Source organism: Ruegeria sp. R13_0 (assembly GCF_017743995.1).
Taxonomy (GTDB): Bacteria; Pseudomonadota; Alphaproteobacteria; order Rhodobacterales; family Rhodobacteraceae; genus Ruegeria.
This window is the reverse complement of sequence record NZ_JAGHRB010000003.1, coordinates 334,164-354,002: the sequence shown is the minus strand read 5'-3', so window position 1 is coordinate 354,002 and position 19,839 is coordinate 334,164. Positions and strand designations below refer to the sequence as shown.

12 protein-coding genes and 2 tRNA genes are annotated in these 19,839 nt (G+C 56.7%); 9 read left to right on the top strand and 5 right to left on the bottom strand.

The genetic code is table 11. The features are described from left to right. Positions 1-586: 586 nt before the first annotated feature. From J7394_RS06120 to J7394_RS06095, 6 genes are all read left to right on the top strand, one after another. Positions 587-2,059: an NAD(P)/FAD-dependent oxidoreductase gene (locus tag J7394_RS06120; protein WP_209251605.1), complete on the top strand. Its 1,473-nt coding sequence runs from the start codon at positions 587-589 to the stop codon at positions 2,057-2,059. A gap of 1 nt (position 2,060) precedes the next feature. Beyond that, positions 2,061-3,044, top strand: coding sequence for an alpha/beta hydrolase (locus J7394_RS06115; protein WP_209251604.1), 984 nt, complete (start codon positions 2,061-2,063; stop codon positions 3,042-3,044). 73 nt (positions 3,045-3,117) lie between these two features. After that, a tRNA-Met gene (locus tag J7394_RS06110) sits at positions 3,118-3,194 on the top strand. Positions 3,195-3,458: 264 nt separating this feature from the next. Next, positions 3,459-3,533 (top strand) — tRNA-Gln (locus J7394_RS06105). A gap of 161 nt (positions 3,534-3,694) precedes the next feature. After that, the gene (locus tag J7394_RS06100; protein ID WP_247748079.1) at positions 3,695-5,746 is read left to right on the top strand and encodes a site-specific integrase; all 2,052 of its coding nucleotides are present in this window, start codon (positions 3,695-3,697) and stop codon (positions 5,744-5,746) included. A 443-nt stretch (positions 5,747-6,189) separates the two neighbouring features. Then, positions 6,190-11,301 carry a RecQ family ATP-dependent DNA helicase gene (locus J7394_RS06095; protein WP_209251603.1) on the top strand — a complete coding sequence of 1,704 codons (5,112 nt, stop codon included), beginning with the start codon at positions 6,190-6,192 and terminating at the stop codon, positions 11,299-11,301. Between the two features lie 211 nt (positions 11,302-11,512). Here J7394_RS06095 and J7394_RS06090 read toward each other — a convergent pair whose 3' ends face one another. Beyond that, positions 11,513-12,460 (bottom strand): transcriptional regulator GcvA, encoded by a 948-nt coding sequence (locus tag J7394_RS06090; protein ID WP_209251602.1) that lies wholly within the window; start codon positions 12,458-12,460, stop codon positions 11,513-11,515. A 117-nt stretch (positions 12,461-12,577) separates the two neighbouring features. Here J7394_RS06090 and J7394_RS06085 point away from each other — a divergent pair, with 117 nt between their 5' ends. The 3 genes from J7394_RS06085 (at position 12,578) to J7394_RS06075 (ending at position 15,516) form a co-directional block, all read left to right on the top strand. Next, positions 12,578-13,243 carry a pyridoxamine 5'-phosphate oxidase family protein gene (locus tag J7394_RS06085; protein WP_247748070.1) on the top strand — a complete coding sequence of 222 codons (666 nt, stop codon included), beginning with the start codon at positions 12,578-12,580 and terminating at the stop codon, positions 13,241-13,243. Positions 13,244-13,256: 13 nt separating this feature from the next. Beyond that, positions 13,257-14,219, top strand: coding sequence for an alpha/beta fold hydrolase (locus J7394_RS06080; protein WP_209251463.1), 963 nt, complete (start codon positions 13,257-13,259; stop codon positions 14,217-14,219). 115 nt (positions 14,220-14,334) lie between these two features. Continuing rightward, the gene (locus tag J7394_RS06075) at positions 14,335-15,516 is read left to right on the top strand and encodes a PhzF family phenazine biosynthesis protein (protein WP_209251601.1); all 1,182 of its coding nucleotides are present in this window, start codon (positions 14,335-14,337) and stop codon (positions 15,514-15,516) included. Between the two features lie 513 nt (positions 15,517-16,029). Here the strand turns inward: J7394_RS06075 and J7394_RS06070 are convergent. From J7394_RS06070 to J7394_RS06055, 4 genes are read right to left on the bottom strand one after another with little or no spacing between them, the layout of a single operon-like run. Further along, positions 16,030-17,058, bottom strand: coding sequence for a MurR/RpiR family transcriptional regulator (locus tag J7394_RS06070; protein WP_247748078.1), 1,029 nt, complete (start codon positions 17,056-17,058; stop codon positions 16,030-16,032). Continuing rightward, positions 16,943-18,061, bottom strand: coding sequence for a Gfo/Idh/MocA family protein (locus J7394_RS06065; protein ID WP_209251600.1), 1,119 nt, complete (start codon positions 18,059-18,061; stop codon positions 16,943-16,945). Before J7394_RS06065 ends, J7394_RS06070 begins: the two co-directional genes overlap by 116 nt. Continuing rightward, on the bottom strand, positions 18,058-19,026 hold the full coding sequence (locus J7394_RS06060; RefSeq protein ID WP_209251599.1) for a hydroxyacid dehydrogenase: 969 nt from the start codon (positions 19,024-19,026) through the stop codon (positions 18,058-18,060). The genes J7394_RS06065 and J7394_RS06060 overlap by 4 nt, the downstream gene beginning before the upstream one ends. Next, entirely contained in the window at positions 19,026-19,835 is an 810-nt protein-coding gene (locus J7394_RS06055; RefSeq protein ID WP_209251598.1) for an HpcH/HpaI aldolase/citrate lyase family protein, read from the bottom strand. The genes J7394_RS06060 and J7394_RS06055 overlap by 1 nt, the downstream gene beginning before the upstream one ends. Positions 19,836-19,839 lie beyond the last annotated feature (4 nt).

Below are 19,839 nucleotides of genomic sequence, written 5' to 3'. Positions count from 1 at the left end.
ACAAGGGCGACCATGACACCCTTACTGATCAGCGCAATCGGAACGCTGTTATTCTCATAAAAACCGCTATCCGCGGTCTTAATGTCCAAATCCGTAAACGGTTCTTTAATCGACATCAATTTCCTCCGTGTTGTCGATTTGATCAGGTGGAAGGCCCTTCTGTTTGCAGGCGCTTCTCTCATTTTTTGCGGTGATCGCACCGGTTGGTCAGGCGCGCAAAATTAATTCCTGTCCCACTCAGGTCCTGTTGCGCGTTGAATTTTTCCTTGTGGTTTAGATGTTAAATGGACACCAGTGGTGCGTCTTTGGTCAAGTGGGTTGGTTGAAAAGGCTAGACACTCTTGTCGCATGTGGTGTTCCGGAATCCGACCTTTTGAACCGCATTGACGACGGATTCCTTGAGGCTAAGTGCTTCAAACGGGCGTTTTGGCTGATTGAATGCGTTGAAAACGACATAGATGCGCGCTTCACTCAACTTAAGCGAGCGTCGGTATGGCAGTAATTCCCAATGAGACGCTGTTCAGGGCTTCGGCAGCGCCTATAGTCTTTGCCAATGCTCTCTGGTCGTCTTGAAAAGGGGGAAGGCGTGGATCACAATGTTGAGATCTTGATTGTTGGGGCCGGGTTTTCTGGTCTGACGATGGCCCTTGAGGCGCGAAAGCGCGGTATTTACAGCATCGCCATTCTGGAAAAGGCGGGTGATATCGGCGGGACATGGCGCGAGAACACCTATCCCGGTGTTGCCTGCGATATCCCCTCGCACCTTTATTCGATGGCCACTCACCTGAACCCGAACTGGAGCCGCGCCTATGCGGGAGGTGCCGAGATTCAGGCTTATTTGCAGGGTGTTGCGCGCAAAGAACGCCTTTACGACCTCTGTCATTTTCAGCAGGAGTTGAAGTCGGCCAAATGGGATGGCGCACGCTGGCAGGTCGAAACGCAGTCGGGGCAGAGTTGGTCGGCGCGGTTTCTGGTCTCGGCCATCGGTGCGCTGCATCATCCCAGTATTCCGGACATTGCAGGGGCCGACAGTTTTCCGGGCCCGACGTTTCATTCTGCGCAATGGGATCACAACGTCTCGGTCGCGGGTAGGCGCGTGGCAGTGGTCGGTACGGGTGCCTCGGCGGTGCAATTCGTACCAGAGATCGCCAAAACGGCCCGCCATGTCACGATTTTCCAACGCAGCGCGCCTTATGTTCTGCCGCGTCCTGACGGCCCGATCGCGCCTTGGGTTCGCAGGCTTTACGCGCGGATTCCGTTGCTGCCGCGACTGCGGCGCAAGCTGATCTTCGCGGTTTTTGAATACCGCCATCGAGTGTTCCGCGGCGATTCGAAAATGGTGCAATATGCCATGAAGTTGTGGCGAAAAGAGCTTGAACGCGCGATCTCAGACCCTGCCGAAATCGAGAAGCTGACGCCAGATTACCGGATTGGCTGCAAGCGGATCCTCAGCTCGAACGATTGGTATCCGGCACTTGCGCGCGACAATGTCGACGTCATATCGCAAGCAGTCAGTTCGATTGACGGAGACAGGATCATCGCAGCCGACGGAAGCGAAACGCAGGCTGACATCCTGATCTGGGGCAGTGGCTTTCACGTCACCGATATGGTCGAACGCCTCGATATCACCGGGACAGATGGCCAGACTTTGCGCAATGCATGGGCCGAGGGGATGCAAGCCAATCTGGGCACTGCCATCGCAGGATTTCCGAATTTCTTTATCCTGCTCGGGCCGCATACCGGCCTCGGCCACAACTCGGTCGTGCTGATGATTGAGGCTCAGGTCGGCCATATCGGCCGCGTTCTGGACGGGATGCAAAGCCAAGGGCTGGAGGCGGTTGTTCCCGACCCCGCACGGCAAGCCGCGTTTACCAAGGAAATGCAGGACCGTCACACTGACAGTGTCTGGCAGGTCGGAGGGTGTTCGTCGTGGTACCAAGACGCCGAAGGGCGCAACACGACTCTGTGGCCCGGAACAGTTGCGGAATTTCAAAAACGCATGGCACAATCCGGTTTAGAGCAATACGTTCCGGTTCCAGCCGCAGGCAGCGAGGTTTGATATGACGACGCTACTTATTCTATTGACCATCTTCGCGGTGTTTCTACTGGCGATGAACTTGTGGACGCGCAGCCTGATGCGGGAGGGGCTGAAAACCGTTCCGCAGATGGGGCAAATCCTTCCGGTGCGCGGTGGGCGCATTCACTACGTTGAAAAAGGCGACCCGAACGCGCAAACCATCGTGATGATCCACGGACTGGCTGGGCAATTGCAGCACTATACCTACGCATTGGTCGACAAACTGGCTGACGAGTATCACGTCATCGCACTTGATCGGCCGGGATGCGGGTATTCCACACGCGACAGCGCAGATCTGGCCCTTTTGCCAGAACAGGCGCGGATGATTGCCGAGTTTCTTGAGGCGAAAGAGGTCTCTGGCGCAGTTCTGGTTGGGCATTCGCTGGGCGGAGCGGTTTCGCTCGCGATTGCGCTCGACTTTCCTGAAAGAGTAGGCGGGCTGGCGCTGCTTGCCCCGTTGACTCAAAAACTGCCGGGAACGCCATCGGTATTCAAACCGTTGGAGATTCGAACCCAATGGCTGCGTCGCTTGATTGGCAACACGCTGGCCGTTCCCATCGCAGCAAAAACCGCGCCTCATACACTGGGCGCAGTGTTCGACCCGGAAACGCCGCCTTCGGATTTTCTGGATCGTGCAGGCGGCGCCCTTGGCCTGCGCCCCTCGGCCTTTGTCACGGCGTCCGAGGATGTGATCGGCGTTGATCTCAGCATCTCCGAGCAAGTCGCTCGCTATGACGCGCTCCGGACGCCGGGTGCCATCCTATATGGCACGGAGGATGCAATCCTATCGGCCCCTCACCACGGCCCGCCGATGGAGCGCTTTGGGTTGGGATACGAGGTGATTGAAGGGGCAGGGCACATGATCCCGATCACCGAGCCTGACCGCTGCGCCGCTTTCATCGCCGGTGTTGCCTCTGGGATTGCTGCGGGTGTTGCGCTGCCGCAGGAGGGGCAACCAATGATCTGAAAGAATCCGCAAGTTGGCGGTGTTTTCCCTCTTGACCCTCCCTGACCGCTCCCTTAAATCGCCTCTCACTCATGGCGGAGTAGCTCAGTTGGTTAGAGCAGCGGAATCATAATCCGCGTGTCGGGGGTTCAAGTCCCTCCTCCGCTACCAAAATCCCTAAAAATGAATGATCTCAGCTCCCCTTGTGGGATAGCCGTGGACTCAGCCGGTTTTGCGTCTCATGGACCTTTGATCCTGTTGATGTTGGGGCTGATCTTGGTCGACCCTAGGGTGGGTGCGTGGCCGTATCGGCCCTGAAAGCAGGTCGAGAGATCCTCACAGCATGCGCCGCCAAAATTTTTTCAAGAGGGCCAACTTTTTTGTCTGAAACCTCTTGAACCCTGTCAGCAACAATCGTAGACAGCCGCTCACCGATGGGGTGTAGCCAAGTGGTAAGGCAGCGGTTTTTGGTACCGTGTATCGTAGGTTCGAATCCTACCACCCCAGCCACCTTTTCCAGAAAAGCCAGGAAAATAAGGGGCAACGGAGCCTCCGGAAAATCCGATGTGTCACAGCATTCGGAAACTGTGACACATGCTGTGACACAGCCAGCCAAAATTCGACCCTGCAGTCGGTTGCGCAAACCACGTTACCATGCCGGCCCATACCTCATGCGCCGTGGCCGTATTTTCTATTTCCGAAAACGCCTGCCAAAAAAACTATCAAACCAGGTCCCAAACCAGTTTCTTTGCCTGTCGCTGCGAACCGACCTCCCGCTTGACGCCGTGAAGCGCGCAGCCGCGTTGCTCACCGTCCTCGAGCAGATGGAGAAAACACACGTGGACGCACTGATAAAAAACTCGCTGAACCCCGAGACCGCCAAAGCCGTCTTGACCGAGATGCTACGCTCAGCACTCGAGGGCATGCTACAAGAGCAAAACCAGGACATTGCCTTGAGCGCCGGCGAGGTCGACCAGAGGATCGAAGCGCTACAGGAAGAAAACCGACGGCTCCGGCGCGCCGCAAGAAACAGACAATGGACCGACGTCGAGCCTTTGCTGCGTGCCGCCGGAGACCGCGTCGCCCTAAATGTTCCAACGCCGATTTCAAACGATCTGGGCAAACGTGCGACAACTTTGCAACGTCGGCTCAATGAAGTGGAAATTGCCGCGCAAGAAGGCGATGACGTGCGCTATGCCAGTTCGGACCTCTTGGCTGAACACGGGCTGGATGACTTCGACAAGTTCGTTCAGGCACCGGTTCTGCTTTCCCAGGCACGCGCCAGGACCGACGAAAACCATCCCAACAAGGCCATGAAGAAGATAACGGCTTCCGTTTACCAGCTGACGGAAGAATTTCTTGGCGACATCCCGGTATCTTCCCTCACGAAAGAAAGACAGAAAGAATTTTTAGGATGGGCATCCCGACTGCCCCGCACCCACGGCAAGTCGCACGGCCGAAACCGCTTCGAGAGCGACGGGAAAAACATAACCAAGGAATTTGAGATTTCTCAGGCGGACGCCGCCGACTTTCAGGTTATGGAGGAGGTCCGCGCCATTGAGGGACTATCCAACCCCGAAAAGCGTGCCTTGCTTGCAGAACGTCTGGTGCCGCGCGTAACCCTGTGTACACTCAAAAAGTATCGGGATGCGATGAACAGGATGTTCAAATCGGCTTCAGAACTTGGTCCGGAAATCCCTAAAGCTATTTCCTACAAAGAAATGCAACGGCACATCCAATCACTTGCACCCGAGGATGAGCTGTATGTACGCGTCACGAAGCCGAAAAACCGGATGCCCTGGACCACGGAACGGATTGCGCGTCTCTTGACGTCACCGATCTATTCGGGAGCGGCGTCTGAGCATCGCCGATGGCAACGAGGTAAGGTAATCGTACGGGATGCGGATTATTGGGTGCCCCTGATCGTTCTCTCCATCGGTTCTCGCATTGAGGAGATTTTGTTGCTGAAACGCAGCGATGTCAGGTATCGCGACGGCACCTATGTCTTGGCGATCGCGTCTGGACCAGAAGCCACGGGAAAGACAGAGGACAGCGAACGGCTTATCCCCATCCCTCAGATTTTGTTGGACTTGGGGTTCGTAGAATGGTTTCAGTCACTTCGTGACGATCACGGTCCGCTGCTTTTTCCCGAGGCCGTGCGCCGTTCGTCAACAGGAGATGTGACCAGTGCCTACGGCAAGCATCTACGTCGCATTTTCGGACATCTTGGCATCGGCGATTTCGACGAGGATTTCTATGCGCTTCGCAAGACCTTCTCGAGCATGTTGAAACGCGAGATGGTGGTTGACGGCGAACGGCAGGCAATCGCTGGGCACAAGAATGGCAATGTCCTGAACATCCACTATACGGCACACCATGTCCAAGACCTTAAAAAAGCTGTCGACAAGGCGGATTTCAAGCTGATCATCGGTAAAAAATACCGTTATGGCTTCCCGGTTATCCTGGCCTGCAATCTCGCCCAAAGCTCTATGTTGGAAATAGAAGTAACTCTTGATGAAAGCAGTCAAGCCGAAAGCGTCAGTGTAAAAGATCCACAATTGGAGAATCCGCTTTTCCATATGCAAGGGATCGGGAGCCTCTCTGACGCCGCACTTAAGAAAGCGGCCACTAAGCTTCGTGAGGTGACTGACCTACGGCCCCTGAAATTGCCGAAATACAAACTGAAGCGCGCGGCATTTGAACATTTATTGGCGCTCGCTTAGCAGTGATGAGAGTGGCTTTCAGACCTGGCGCGAACACTCGCGCCAGTTACTACTTGGCGGAAAACCGGTAGTTCGCTGCATTTTTTTAAAAGACCGACGAGTCGGGGAACAAGCGGACTTTGATCAACCGGCCTGTCTGGATCCTGACAGCCCCGGTCTCGCAACGGGGTGCGAGTGATATTGTCGACCTGCTGTTGGTTCCGAATGGAAAGATCTGAAAGCCAAATGAAAAAGAAACTGGCCGCGCCCCAAGGTACTGACATGGCATAGAGAGAACACTTTTTGCCAAATGGCCACGGAAGGTTCCGCTCCTAAGAAAAAATTATTAGCCTGCCAATATGAAAAACTTAATTTCCCGTGGCATATCAAAGGCCCTTGGCCGTGACAGACCAAAGCCGCTTGACAAGCCAGAGGCTATTCCGCCGGGAATTAAGAGTATTCAAATGCCGCAGGAGCATTCCAAAGTTCTGTCGCGCTGTCTGTCGATTGATCTGGAGATCGATCCCAAGGAAGCCAAGGTGTTCGCCTTTGCAGCCGTGCCGGAAGACGATGGAGATGGGATTGTTCATCGGAAAGGTGATCCGAAGGCCGCGCTTGAACAGCTCGACTTGTTTTGCGCCGGTTTCGCACATGTCATTGGCCACAATATTCTGCGCCATGACCTGCCGCATCTCATGGCGGTCTCGCCGCGCTTCGCAAAGCTCGCTGACGGACCGATTGACACGCTGTGGCTCAACCCATTGGCGTTCCCGCGCAATCCGTATCATCATCTGGTCAAACACTACCGCGATGGGCGGCTTCAAAGTGGTCACGTCAACGATCCCGAGCTCGACGCGCGTCTTGTGTTCGAGGTTCTTCGCAACCAGATCGACGCCTTTGTATCGCTAAACACGTTGTCGCCAGAAACGATGATGGCCTATCACTGGCTGTGCTGCCGAGGTCCCGGTAGCGACGGATTTGATCGGTTGTTCAGCGACGTGCGCGGGGCGCCTATCCCGACAGAAGCAGAAGCGCACAAGGCCATTCAGAAGTTGCTTAAAGACTTGGCCTGCGGCGCACAGGTGGACGGCTTGCTCGAGCGGCTCTCGGACACTGGGCTGGGCTGGCCGATGGCATATGCCCTTGCCTGGATTTCGGTCGCTGGTGGGGATTCTGTTATGCCGCCTTGGGTGCGGGCGCAATTCCGTGACGCAGCACGGCTCGTCAAAGACCTGAGAGATACGAATTGTCGTGATCCGCACTGTGCCTATTGCGCAGAGCACAACGATCCCACCCGAGCACTCGAACGTTGGTTCGGCTTCCCAAGTTTTCGCCCGGAACCAGTCGACGAGGACGGACGCCCGCTTCAAGAAAAGATCGTGGCGACCGCCATGGAAGGCGACAATCTCTTGGGTATCCTTCCAACGGGCACGGGTAAGTCTATCTGCTATCAGATTCCCGCGCTGTCTCGGTTCGACAAGACCGGGGCATTGACCGTCGTTATATCACCGCTTGTGGCGCTGATGGCAGACCAGGTTCAGGGCTTGGTTCGGGCCGGAATTTCCTCGGCGGTTACGATAAACGGGCTATTGTCTTTGCCCGAGCGTCAGGATGCGCTTGACAAGGTGCGGCTTGGGGATGCTGCGATCCTTTTGATTTCGCCCGAACAACTGCGCAGCACAACAGTTCGGTCTGTTCTCGCACAGCGCGAGATAGGGCTGTGGGTGTTGGACGAGGCGCATTGCGTGTCTAAATGGGGACACGATTTCCGACCCGACTATCGCTACGTTTCGCGGTTTATCAAGGAAAGCTCAGCCGATGAGCCGGCTCCGGTACTTTGCTTGACCGCAACGGCAAAGCCGGACGTCGTGCAGGACATCCGCAGTCATTTCAAAGAGCGGTTGGGGTCCGAACTGGCGTTGATCGATGGTGGCGCGTCGCGTTCAAACCTGAGCTTCCAGGTGCTGCCAACGCAGCGGGCGACCAAGATGACCGATATCCTCGACACGATCGAGGCCCAACTTCCTCGCGAGGGCGTGTCTGGGGCGGTCGTCTATTGTGCGACCCGAAACGCTACCGAACGCGTGGCGGAGTTCTTGAAACAACAGGGCATCGCCGCTGAACGTTATCACGCGGGCCTTAGCGCCGACGACAAGCGTGAAATTCAGGAGGACTTCCGAGTCGGCAATCTGCGCGTGATTGCAGCCACCAACGCCTTTGGGATGGGGGTCGACAAACCCGACATCCGTCTGGTGGTTCACGGCGACGTGCCGGGTTCGCTGGAAAACTACCTGCAAGAGGCGGGTCGCGCTGGGCGGGACCGCGAACCTGCAAACTGCGTATTGTTGTTCAATACCGAAGATGTAGATCGTCAGTTCAGTCTCAGCGCGCGCTCTCGACTTGCGCGGCACGAAATTGGCGCCATCCTGAAGGCGCTTCGACGTCTTGATGCTCGGACCGGAAAAGGCAGTGAAATAGTCGTCACACCCGGTGAAATCGTTCATGAGGAGAAAGAGCGAGATTTCCAGCGGGACAGCAATACCGACGATACGCGGGTCAAGACGGCCGTCTCCTGGCTGGAAGAAGCACACCTTCTGAACCGCGAAGAAAACCGGGTGCAGGTGTTCCCCGCCGCGCTCCGAGTAAGGAGCATGAAGGAGGTCCGCGAAATCCTTGCATCCGCTGAGATCACCGAGCGGCGGCGCGAGGATCTGGCCGCCATCGTGCTGCATATCATCAACGCGCCGCAGGAAGAGGGCATCACCACGGACGAGCTCTGCGGGGTCACTGGACTGACGATGTCGGGCGTTCGCAAAGCTTTGGCGGATCTCGAGGCCCTGGGGATTGCAAAGGATGATACAAACATCACCATCTTCGTGCATGTGCGCGTCGAGAATGCCTCGCCGAAACGATTCCAAGCGGCATCCCGGTTGGAAGCTGACCTGATTGCGATCCTTAGAGAGCAAGCGCCAGACGCGGACATCAATGAGGCTGTGCCCTGCCATCTGGCCTCAGTGGCGCAGGCCTTGCGGGAGCGGGGACACGCCTCCGTGCGGCCCGATATTGTCGAGGGGTTGCTCCGCGGGATGGCGCAGGATGGCCGCGACATGGATGGCGGAAAAGGCAATATTGGCCTGCGCAAGGTCTCCAAAGGCAGTGTCATGGTGCGAATGCAAAGATCATGGGGGGTTATCGAACAGACCGCTCAACTTCGCAGGCAGGCCGCAGAGCGTTTGGTTTCACACTTGATAAACAAGGTTCAGGCAGGTCTGCGTCGGAAAGACGTTCCTGTCGAGACCACGCTTGGCGACCTTCTTGCAGCGATCAACAGCGATGCGCTGTTGCGAGCGTCTGTCAATGATCCAGCAAAACTGATGGACCGGGCGCTTCTATGGCTGCACGAACAGCAGGTGGTGACTCTGGGCAAGGGATTGTCCGTGTTCCGATCCGCCATGACGTTGCACATCAATCCGAAAGGCGGCGCTTTTACCACCCAACATTTCGCGCCGCTCGAAGACCATTACACCGAACAGACCGTCCAGACCCACGTGATGGCGGCTTACGCGAGCAAGGGAATCGACGATATCGATCAGGCCCAGCAGCTCGCGCATGACTATTTCGAAATGGAGCAGTCCGACTTCATGAAAGCTTGGATGCCGGGGAAGATTTCAGAGTTCCGACGGCAGGCAACGCCTCAGTCTTACGCCGAGATCGTCGACAATCTGGGGAATGCGACACAAGAGCAGATCGTGCGTGACGACCGCGAACAGACCAATGTCCTTGTTCTCGCAGGGCCGGGATCGGGCAAGACACGCGTACTGGTCCATCGCGTTGCCTATCTGGTCAGGATAAAACGCGAAGATCCAAATGGAATACTGGTGCTCGCGTACAATCGCCACGCAGCCGCCGAGATCCGGGAACGCTTGCGTCTACTGATCGGCGAAGATGCTCGCTTCGTGACGGTCTTGACCATCCATGCCTTAGCCATGAGGTTGGTTGGCGCGAGTTTCGCCGGACGGGTGGCGGCCGATGAACCTGATTTCAAGACGCTTCTGATTGATGCGGCACGTCTCTTGCGCGGCGACGGGCTGGACAAAATCGAGGCCGAAGCCTTGCGAGAGACCTTGATCCAAGGGTTCCGATGGATTCTCGTGGATGAATATCAGGACGTGGGACCCGAGGAATACGCCTTGATCGCAGCGGTGGCCGGTCGCAGTATCGACGACCCCGATCAACGGATCAGCCTGTTCGCGGTCGGCGATGACGACCAGAATATCTATGCGTTTGCCGGCGCATCGGTGCGCCACATCCGGCAATTCGAACAGGATTATTCAGCCAAGCCGGTCTTTCTGACCGACAATTACCGCTCGTCGAAAAACGTCATCAGCGCAGCGAACGCCGTGATCGAAGGATCTCGGGAACGTATGAAAACAGGGCATGGGATTACTGTCGACAAATCGCGGCAAAAGGACCCCGCCGGGGGTATCATGGAAAGCCTCGATCCGGTTGCGCAGGGGCGGGTCCAAATCCTTGGCTGCCCGGCCGGAAATGACGCTCAGGCCCTTGCGGCGGTCGACGAGATGCTCCGCCTGTCAAAACTGATCCCGGATTGGAGCTGGAGGGGCGCAGCAATCATTTCTCGAGATTGGCGCAAGCTTCTGCCAGTCCGCGACTTTGCCGAGGCGCATGGAATTCCAGTCGAAATGGCGAACGAAAACCTGCCGAGTGTGTGGCGCACCCGTGAGATGCGGAGGTTCATCGGTGGTCTACGCGAGAGGCACACAGCTTTAGTCAGCTTGGGCGACCTTACTGAAACCCTGAATGCGATACCCACAAGCCGTTGGACTGACCGGATAGGTGAGGGACTTGGGCAACTTGCGCGTGAAGTTGATGGCAAAGCGCTTCCGAGCTCTGATGTGATCGAATGGTTTGCTGAATGGTCGAAGGATTCATGGGGCGAGCAGCGTGGTCTCAAATTGTTGACGGCGCACAGCGCGAAAGGTCTCGAATTTGACGATGTCGTGATCCTGGATGGCGGTTGGGAACGGCCCTCGCGAAACGAAGATCAGGACGCGCCGAGGCGTTTGTTCTATGTCGCCATGACACGAGCGCGGCGCAATTTGATCGTCATGAGTAACGACAATCACGAATACCTTCCCACCGAGTCGCCTTCCGTCGTTAAGCGGCAAGTGGTGCCCGACTTGGCGACAGTCCCCGGCCCGCGCCGGTTCTTTCAATCGCCAGAAATGAAGATGGTCGACTTGTCGTTCTCAGGGCGCCAAGTTGATCGACACATTGTTCATGACGCGATCGCTGAAGCGCAGGTCGGTGCGCCAATCAACCTCGCCAGTGTCGGAGATCGCTGGCAGATCGAGGATTTTCAGGGACGGGTCCTCGGGCGGATGGCAAAGGCATTCTCGCCCCCGATGGGCATGAACTTTGTCACCGGCGAGATCGCGGCCATCATAAATTGGCGTTTGGAAGATGCCGATGAGCGTTTTCATCACCTGATGAAACGCGCCAATTGGGAAGTCGTGGTGCCTGAACTGGTATTCGAAGAGGTCAAAAGGGGCTGAAAGGGTTTTCGGAAAGTACCAGAACGGCAAGTAGGGCGGGAAGCAGACCTTCTCTGCGGTTGCGAGACAGCAGATTCAGAACTTTGGGAGCAGACATTCAAATTTCTTCAAACCCTGTGTTTCTACCGCGCCGACTCAGGACGAACTTGAATCCCCAGTGGGTCCTGATGACAAAGCTGAATGGTCGCAATACTGCTAAGGCAGCTTGTATTTAAGCGCTGCTCTGCGGTGGAGGACCCAGGGTCGGCACGACCGAGGGGACTTTCAGTTCGCGTAACATCCAGTCGCGAAGAGCGGCGATATTCGGCCGCCGAGAATGCGCCTCGGGATAAACAAGATAAAACGTTGACCCAAGAGGAATTGCCAGGTCGAACAGTTCGACCACGCGTCCGGCCTGGACATCTTTTGCCGACAGAAATCTCCATCCAAGCACAACGCCAGCGCCATCAATGGCGGCCTGTAACCCATGGTCCGGCAAGCTGAAGTGCATCCCATGCGAGGCGTCAACGTCGCTTGTGCCACTTGCGTCAAGCCAGGTCTGCCAAGTTGGGGCATTGGGATCGAAGTCCATCGAGTGATTGTGCAGAAGCACATGTTTTCTGAGATCGGACGGTGTCCGAATGGCGTTTGGACCTTCCAGAAGGCTGGGGCTGCACATCGGAATGACGGATTCATCGAAGAGCTTGATGGCTTTAACGCCGGGCCATTGTCCGTGACCCAGTCGGATGGCGGCGTCAAAGTCGTCTCGTTGAAAATCCACCAGACCCAAGCTCGTCGAAATACGGACGTCGATGGCCGGGTGTTGCGCGTAGAATTTCTGTAGCCGCGGGATCAACCACATCGCGGCGAATGTGGGCGCGACGGTCAACGCCAGCGAGCCGCCTTTGTCTGCCTCCATCACGTGCTCCATCGCACGGTCGAGGCTGACGAACACCACGTTCAGCTCTTTGGCCAAGAGCTGTCCCGCTTCGACCAGGACAAGGCCGCGCGTCCTACGGCGAAACAGCGGGACGCCGAGAAAGTCTTCGAGCTTCTTGATTTGGTGGCTGATCGCGGCCGGGGTTACGGAAAGCTCTTCGGCTGCAGCAACAAAGCTGAGGTGGCGTGCCGCCGCTTCAAAGGCGCGCAGCGCGTTCAGGGGATAGTTTTTCCGGTTCATCACTATGACTTATTTTTTCTAACCCTGCGATAGACATCGTCGTTTGTCAATTTGCGGATCAAAGCGTAAATTTGCAATCAGAAACAGCCCGACCCGGCCTTCCACTTAAGAAAACTAATGAGTATCCGAAAGGAAAACGCCATGGCACGCGCCTTTGCGACCATCGCCTTTACGCCTGCAGTACGGTCACAGCAATCCCGGATGGGCTCTGCTGATGGCTACACCAGGTTCCTGTCTGGCGACGAGACCTCCCTCGATGAACTGGGGCCCCAAGAGGTCGACTTCATCACCGCTCGTGACGGGTTCTATCAGGCGACGGTGTCACAGACCGGGTGGCCCTATGTGCAGTTTCGCGGCGGTCCGATCGGCTTTCTGAAGGTGTTGTCATCCAGAACGCTCGGGTATGCCGATTTTCGCGGTAACCGGCAGTATATCAGCACAGGGAACCTGTCTGGCAACGATCGCCTGTCGATGATCCTTGTGGACTACCCCAATCGCCGTCGCCTGAAGCTGTGGGGGCGGACCCGCTTGGTCGAAGGCGCCGACAATCCCGAAATTCTGGATCAGCTCCACGACCCGTCTTATCGGGCCCGCCCCGAGCGCGCGGTGCTCATCACCGTCGAAGCCTTCGACTGGAACTGCCCCAGCCATATTCCACGGCGCCTCACCATTGATGAGACGCACCAAGAGATTGCGGCCCTGCACCGCGAAAACGAGGCCCTGAGGGCCGAAAACATTGCCATGCGCGCCTCTACAGTGTCTGGCACCCCACCCAAATCCTGAAAGGACCTGAAACATGAAACAATATTTGCGCATTCCCGTTCTCGCAGCGCTGCTGACCGGCGCCACGCTGCTGCCAGCGATCCAGCCAAACAGCGCTGTCGCTGCTGAAAGCCCCTTTGCCGTGGACATGAAATCGATGGAGATCGAGGGCCAAACCATCGCCTATCGCGAGGCGGGCGACCCGTCGAATCCCACGGTCCTGCTGCTCCATGGGTTCCCCACCTCTTCGCACATGTTCCGCGAGCTGATCCCGGTCCTGGCCGAAGACTACCACGTGATTGCCCCGGACTATGTCGGCTTTGGCGCGTCGGACATGCCGCCTGCCGACAGCTATGACTACAGCTTTGCCAACGCGGCAAACTCCATTACGCGTTTGATCGATGCCAAAGGGGTGGACGCCTACTCGGTCTATCTGATGGATTACGGTGCGCCTATCGGCTACCGCATGTTCGCCGAGCATCCCGAAAGGGTCACCGGTTTTGTCATTCAGAACGGCAACGCCTATGACGAAGGCCTGCGCGAGTTTTGGGACCCGATCAAGACTTATTGGGCCGACCCCAGCGAGGAAAATGGCGATGCATTGCGTGGCTTCCTGACGCTGGACGCCACCAAATGGCAATTCACCCACGGTGTTGGCGATGTCTCGACGGTGAACCCCGACAATTTCTGGCACGTCCAGTACCTGCTGGACCGGCCGGGGAACCAAGAGGTGCAACTGGAGATGTTTCTGGATTACGGCACCAATGTCACCGAATATCCCAAGTGGCAGGCCTTGTTCCGGGAACACCAGCCTCCGGCGCTGATTGTCTGGGGAAAGAATGATCACATTTTCCCGGCCGAAGGCGCGCATCCTTACAAAGCCGATCTCAACGACGTGGAATTCCATCTACTTGAGACGGGGCACTTTGCGCTCGAGGAATATGGCGATGTCATCGCTGCCGAGATGCAGGACTTTCTGGCCCGGATAAACAAGTGACCAAACTCAGCTCCGGCGGAACATTCCGCCGGGGTCAATTGGAACCGTTCAGTCGCGCCTCCAAGGGTTTTGGCTGTCCGTTCCTGGATTGCAACGGTTGAAAAGGATCAAACCCATGAAAGATACAGGGACCCCAAACATTCTGCGTGTCGCGGCTTTCTCTGATGGCTCCGAAGGCGGCAACCCCGCGGGTGTCGTGATTGGTGAAACCCTTCCGTCTGAGGCCGAAATGCAGCATCTCGCAAGAGAAGTCGGATACTCCGAAACCGTCTTTGCCGCGCCTCAAGCCGACGGGTGGCGCGTGCGGTTTTTCTCACCCGAGGAAGAAGTGGCGTTCTGCGGACACGCCACAATTGCATTGGGCAATGCTCTGACTGCGCGCGAGGGACCGGGGCTGTTTCAGCTTGACCTGAACTCGGGTCGCATCAGTGTCGAAACCAAAGATGACGGCAGCGCAACCCTGACATCTCCGCCCACCCACAGCGCCAAAGCGGACCCGGATTTGTTGAAGGCTGCGCTTGCGCTCTTTGAATTAGACGTAACTGACCTTGACGATGCTCTGCCACCGGCACTCGCCAATGCCGGGAACAATCACCTGATCCTCACGCTTCACGACAGGCTGACACTTGCCGGGATGTCGTATGATTTGACCAAAGGCGCAGAGCTCATGCGAGGGTATGACCTGACGACGATCAGCCTCTTGTGGGCGGAAACGCCACGGCGTTTCCACAGCCGCAATGCCTTTGCGACCGGGGGCGTGCCCGAAGACCCCGCAACAGGGGCCGCCGCCGCCGCACTGTCTGGATATCTGCGCGACATTGGATGGCCCCATGACGGCGAGATCAACATCGTGCAAGGAGAGGATATGGGCGCAAGGTCGCTCCTGAAAACAGAGTTCAGCACCATACGCGGAGAGGGAATTCGCGTCTCGGGAACGACTCGGATCATCGAAGCGGACGCAACATCTCGCAAAGGCGAGCACAAATCGCCCGTTACCATTCTTGCGCCGATCAAATTGGCCGAGGGCAAAACCGAGGCGGATCTACTGGCGGCTTCGGCGGTTTTCCAACGGGACTTTGTCGCACATGAAGCAGGCGTGCTGCGCCGTGAACTTGTTCGCAAACCCGACGGCACTTATCTCGATATCGTGCAGTTCCGAAGCCACGAAGACTATCTGGACGTGGTCAGGAAAGAGATGGATTCGCCCGTGTGTGCGATGTTCTTTTCCGTCATGGACCTCAGCGATTTTGATCCCGACGCTGAGATGGATGTTCATATCTCGCTTGAGACACACTAAACAAGGGTTTGCGGCTCAACTTTGGGCCGTAAACCACCCAGAAGCATAGATTCTATTTTGCGAAAGCAAACAGCGGCTCTGTCCGCTCTGTTGACTTCTTGCGACGCATGAAGGGGTACAAATCGCGCGTTGCTGCCTTCGATCACCGATGGGGCGCCCAATAGCAGACCCTCAGCGCCTTACTCGGTTGCCGCAGCCGCAGCCCGCTTTGTTGCCATCCGCTGGATGCGTGAACTCCGTTGCTGCCCGAACTAAAAAACCTCGGGACAGAGCCGCCCTTCGTTGGCGCAGAGTGAGTTTACGTAGAAAACTCTCGCCCCTGCAGTATCAAAATACGCAAATTCAGCAGGATTCGCCCAGCCACCCATTCAATTGGGTCGATCTCGCCTGGCTTCAAACAGTCCCTTCGCTAATGCGACGAACCAACGGAAAACTTGTTAGCGGTCAAGCATGACATTCTGATTGCGCTGATGCGCGCCACTCGATCTCGCAAATATTGATCTAACACTGGCACTACGACTGCAAACTGGTGACAGTGGGAATCTCTACCTTCGCCGACTTGCTTTCGCGGGTAGCCACCGCAACGACAATTGCCTGCGCGAGACAAATGGGTGCAGTCAGGGATCGTGCAATCAGGCTTTTGTTTTCGGGCACCGCAAACAGCACATCGGCCGACTTCGCCAGCGGAGATAGGGTGCTATCCGAAATCGCGACTATGGGAACCTTACGGTTGGCCATGTCTTCGGTAATTGAGACAACTTCATTTGCGTAAAACCGAAAAGATACCGCCAAGAGCGCATCCTTAGGGCCAACGGTTTTTGCAATATGCGTCGCCAGCCCGCCGCTGGGATCAAGCAGAAGACATTTCTTGCCGACCATGGTCAACAGATAGCGAAGCATTTCGACGACAGGAGCTGCACGGAGTTGCCCCAGAAGAAAAACTGTGTCTGCGTCCCCTAAGATCTCTGCCGCTTTGGACAGGTTGCTTTTGGGTATGTCGTCGAGCAGCCCCTGAACGGACGCGATATCACTGATCACGAGATCTCGAAAAAAGTCTTCCTCTGACGAATCTTCGCGGGCCTTCATTTCCTGTTCGAGCGCATTGACGCGGGATTCGAAACCCGGCGCGGCTGTCGCCAGCCTTTGCTGGAACAGCGCCTGCAGATCCTTGAACCCGGAATACCCGAGCGATTGTGCAAAGCGAACAAAGCTTGAGGCGTGAATTCCGCATTGCTCTGCGATGGCATTGACCGAACGGACTGCCACGTCATTGGGGTTTTGGGTCAGATAGACTGCAATCTTGCCATATGTCCGGCTCATCTTATCGTGACGGTCATGGATGAGCCGGATCAGACTTTCATAGTCGGTTGGAGGGGAAGGTTGCGTCATCTGATCCTTGTTGGCTGCTTGCCCGGTTTTAGGTGGTCTATACCGAAATCCATGCGCTTGTCGCGGAAGATTTCTGGATTTGTTCGACCAGCGTCTGAATGCGCACCCCGTCACAGAAAGAAAACGGTTCTTTCCCCTGGCCCGCGATGGCATTCACAAATCCCGCCACTTCGTTAGCTTTCAGGTCATTGAAGCCAATCTGGTGACCTGGCGCGACACAAAAATTGCCATAAGGTGGATGGTCCGGGGCGGCTTCTATCTTGCGAAACCCGCGGCGACCCGGTGCATCCTCAACCGAATAGAAATGCAATTCGTTCAGGCGCTCACCAGTAAAGATCAGACCACCCTTGGAGCCATGGACCTCAAAGTAGTGTTGCATCTTTCGCCCGGTGGCGATCCAGTTACCTTCAATCGAACCCGAAGCACCGTTGGCAAAGCGCAGGAAGGCACGGCCAATGTCGTCCACTTCGATGGCCTTTTGTCCACCTTTGGCGTCTGGACGTTGGGAAATTGCGGTGACGCAATCCCCCATCACTTCGCAGATCGGACCCAGGAGATATTCTGCCGTGGCGAGTGTATGGCTGCCCAGATCCGCAAGCGCTCCACCACCCGCTGGATCATGGCGAAACGTGAAAGGGTCGTCGGCATTCGCCATGTAGTCTTCCGCGTGCAGGCCCCGGTAGGATCTGATTTCGCCCAGCTCGCCGGCTTCGATCATTTCTTTTGCAAGCCTCATCATCGGGTTGCAGATGTAGTTGAACCCAACTTGGGTTTTGACACCTGCCCGCTCGGCCGCCTCGGCCATTTCCTCCGCGTCCGAGGCGCGCGGTGCCAGAGGTTTTTCGCAATAGACATGCTTACCCGCTGCGATCGCCGCCATCGCCATTTCCTTGTGCAGCGCATTGGGAGCAGTGATATCGATCACGTCGATGTCGGGGTTCTCCAGCATCTCGCGCCAGTTCGAGGTTGCATGGGCAAAACCGAAGTCATGCGCGGCGCGTGCAGCGACCTCGTCCGAAATATCGGCGAGTGTGTGCAGCGTAATGTCCATGGGCAGGTCGAATACCTTCTGCGCGGTAGCGAACCCGAATACATGCGCCTTGCCCATAAAGCCTGATCCGATGAGACCAATAGAGAGTTTGGGTTTTTCTGTCATGTGAGTGCATTCCGATTTACAACCAGATCAGGGTCAATTGTCTGGTCCAGGTAGTTCAGGGCGTTTTCAATCGACGCCAGCGCCATGCGTTCGCTGGCCTCTTCCGTAAGGCCCGCGATATGTGGCGACAATAGCGCATTGTCACGGGTGGCCAGTGTCATCTCGGGCGATGGCGGTTCGATTTCAAAAACATCGAGGCCTGCGGCATGGACTTGGCCATTGTCAAGCGCCTTGCACAGCGCGCTTTCACAGACGACACCGCCGCGTGCCGTGTTGGCAATGATCATGCCGGGTTTCATCAGTTCAAACTCTTTTTCCGCGATCAACGGGGCGTCGCCGCGTGGCACGTGGAGAGACAAACAATCGGCCCAAGCCAACCCTTCCGGCAAATCGGACGCAGGTTGGACGTTGCCCTCGGGCCACCCTTTGTTTTGCAGATACGGATCATAGGCCCGAACTTTCATGTCAAAACCCGAAGCCATCTGAGCCAGTTTTTGGCCAGCGCGACCATAGCCAATGATTAGCAGGTTTCGCCCTGAGATCTCTCGTTGTTCCAGCCGGTTGCGCCAGCCCCAGAGCGCGGGGTCTCGAACAGCACGGTCGGCCCGGATGGCCTGTTTGGCGCAGGCCAGAAGCTGCATCATTGCATGTTCTGCCACCGAAGCCGAGTTGACGTCCCCGACAATGGTCAGAGCAATGCCACGCGCATTCAGCGCGCTGACATCGACTGCGTCATAGCCAACGCCGTGACGTGAGACGACTTTTAAGTGCTTTGCTTTTTCAATCGTTGCAGCGGACAGCGGTTGCGTTCGAACCACCAGCGCATCCGCCGTTTCGATATGCTTGCTGTACGAGTCCTCGGAGATCTCCTCGATATAGGTGACTTCAACCCCATCGCGCTGCAGGACGTCCAGTCGGGCAACACCTGCAGAGTGCAGCTTTCCGGCAACCAGAAGATGGGGCATCAGTACATCCCTCCTTGGTCTTCGGATGCGGCATCACGCCCGGTCAGGTTCTTCCAGGCAGTAACCGAAGCCGCTGCGGCACCGGCAAGCAACCGGGAATCTCCGCCAACCGTTGTCAAGTCATACCCCCAGCCAATGGCCTTGGCGGCATAGTCCGGAGTTCCGCAATGCAGGCAGGCTTTGATATCATTAGCCTTGCAGACATCCGCAATGCGCCGGATCAGTTCGATCATCTCTGGTTCCTGCCGGTCAAACCCGGGAGGGAGCCGCCCCTGTTGCGTACCAAGGGTTAAATCGGCTGGCCCGACATATATGCCATCGAGCCCCGGCGTTGCGGCAATTTCTTCTAAATTCACCACGCCATCAGCGGTTTCGATCATTGCCAGCGCTAAAACCTCGTCATTGGCAGCCACGCCGTAACCCGGCATGGCAATAGTGGCGCGGGTGGGGCCAAAGCTGCGCTGCCCATAGGGCGGGTAGCGCATGTACGAGACGAACTCCTCTGCTTCCGCGCTGGAGTTTACCATCGGGCAGATGATTCCCATCGCGCCTGCATCCAGCGCTTTCATGATATAGCCCGGATCGCGCCACGGCACCCGCGCCATGAGAGTCGCGCCCGAAGCACGCATAGCCTGGAACATTGGCAAGACGCTGGAATAATCAAGCGCCCCGTGCTGGATGTCGATTGTCACGCTGTCATATCCTTGTGCGGCCATGATTTCAGCGGTGAACGAATTGCCGATAGAGCACCATCCATTTAGGGCGGGCTTGCCATCTTCCCAGAGAGCTTTGAGTTTGTTCTTTTGCATCTTT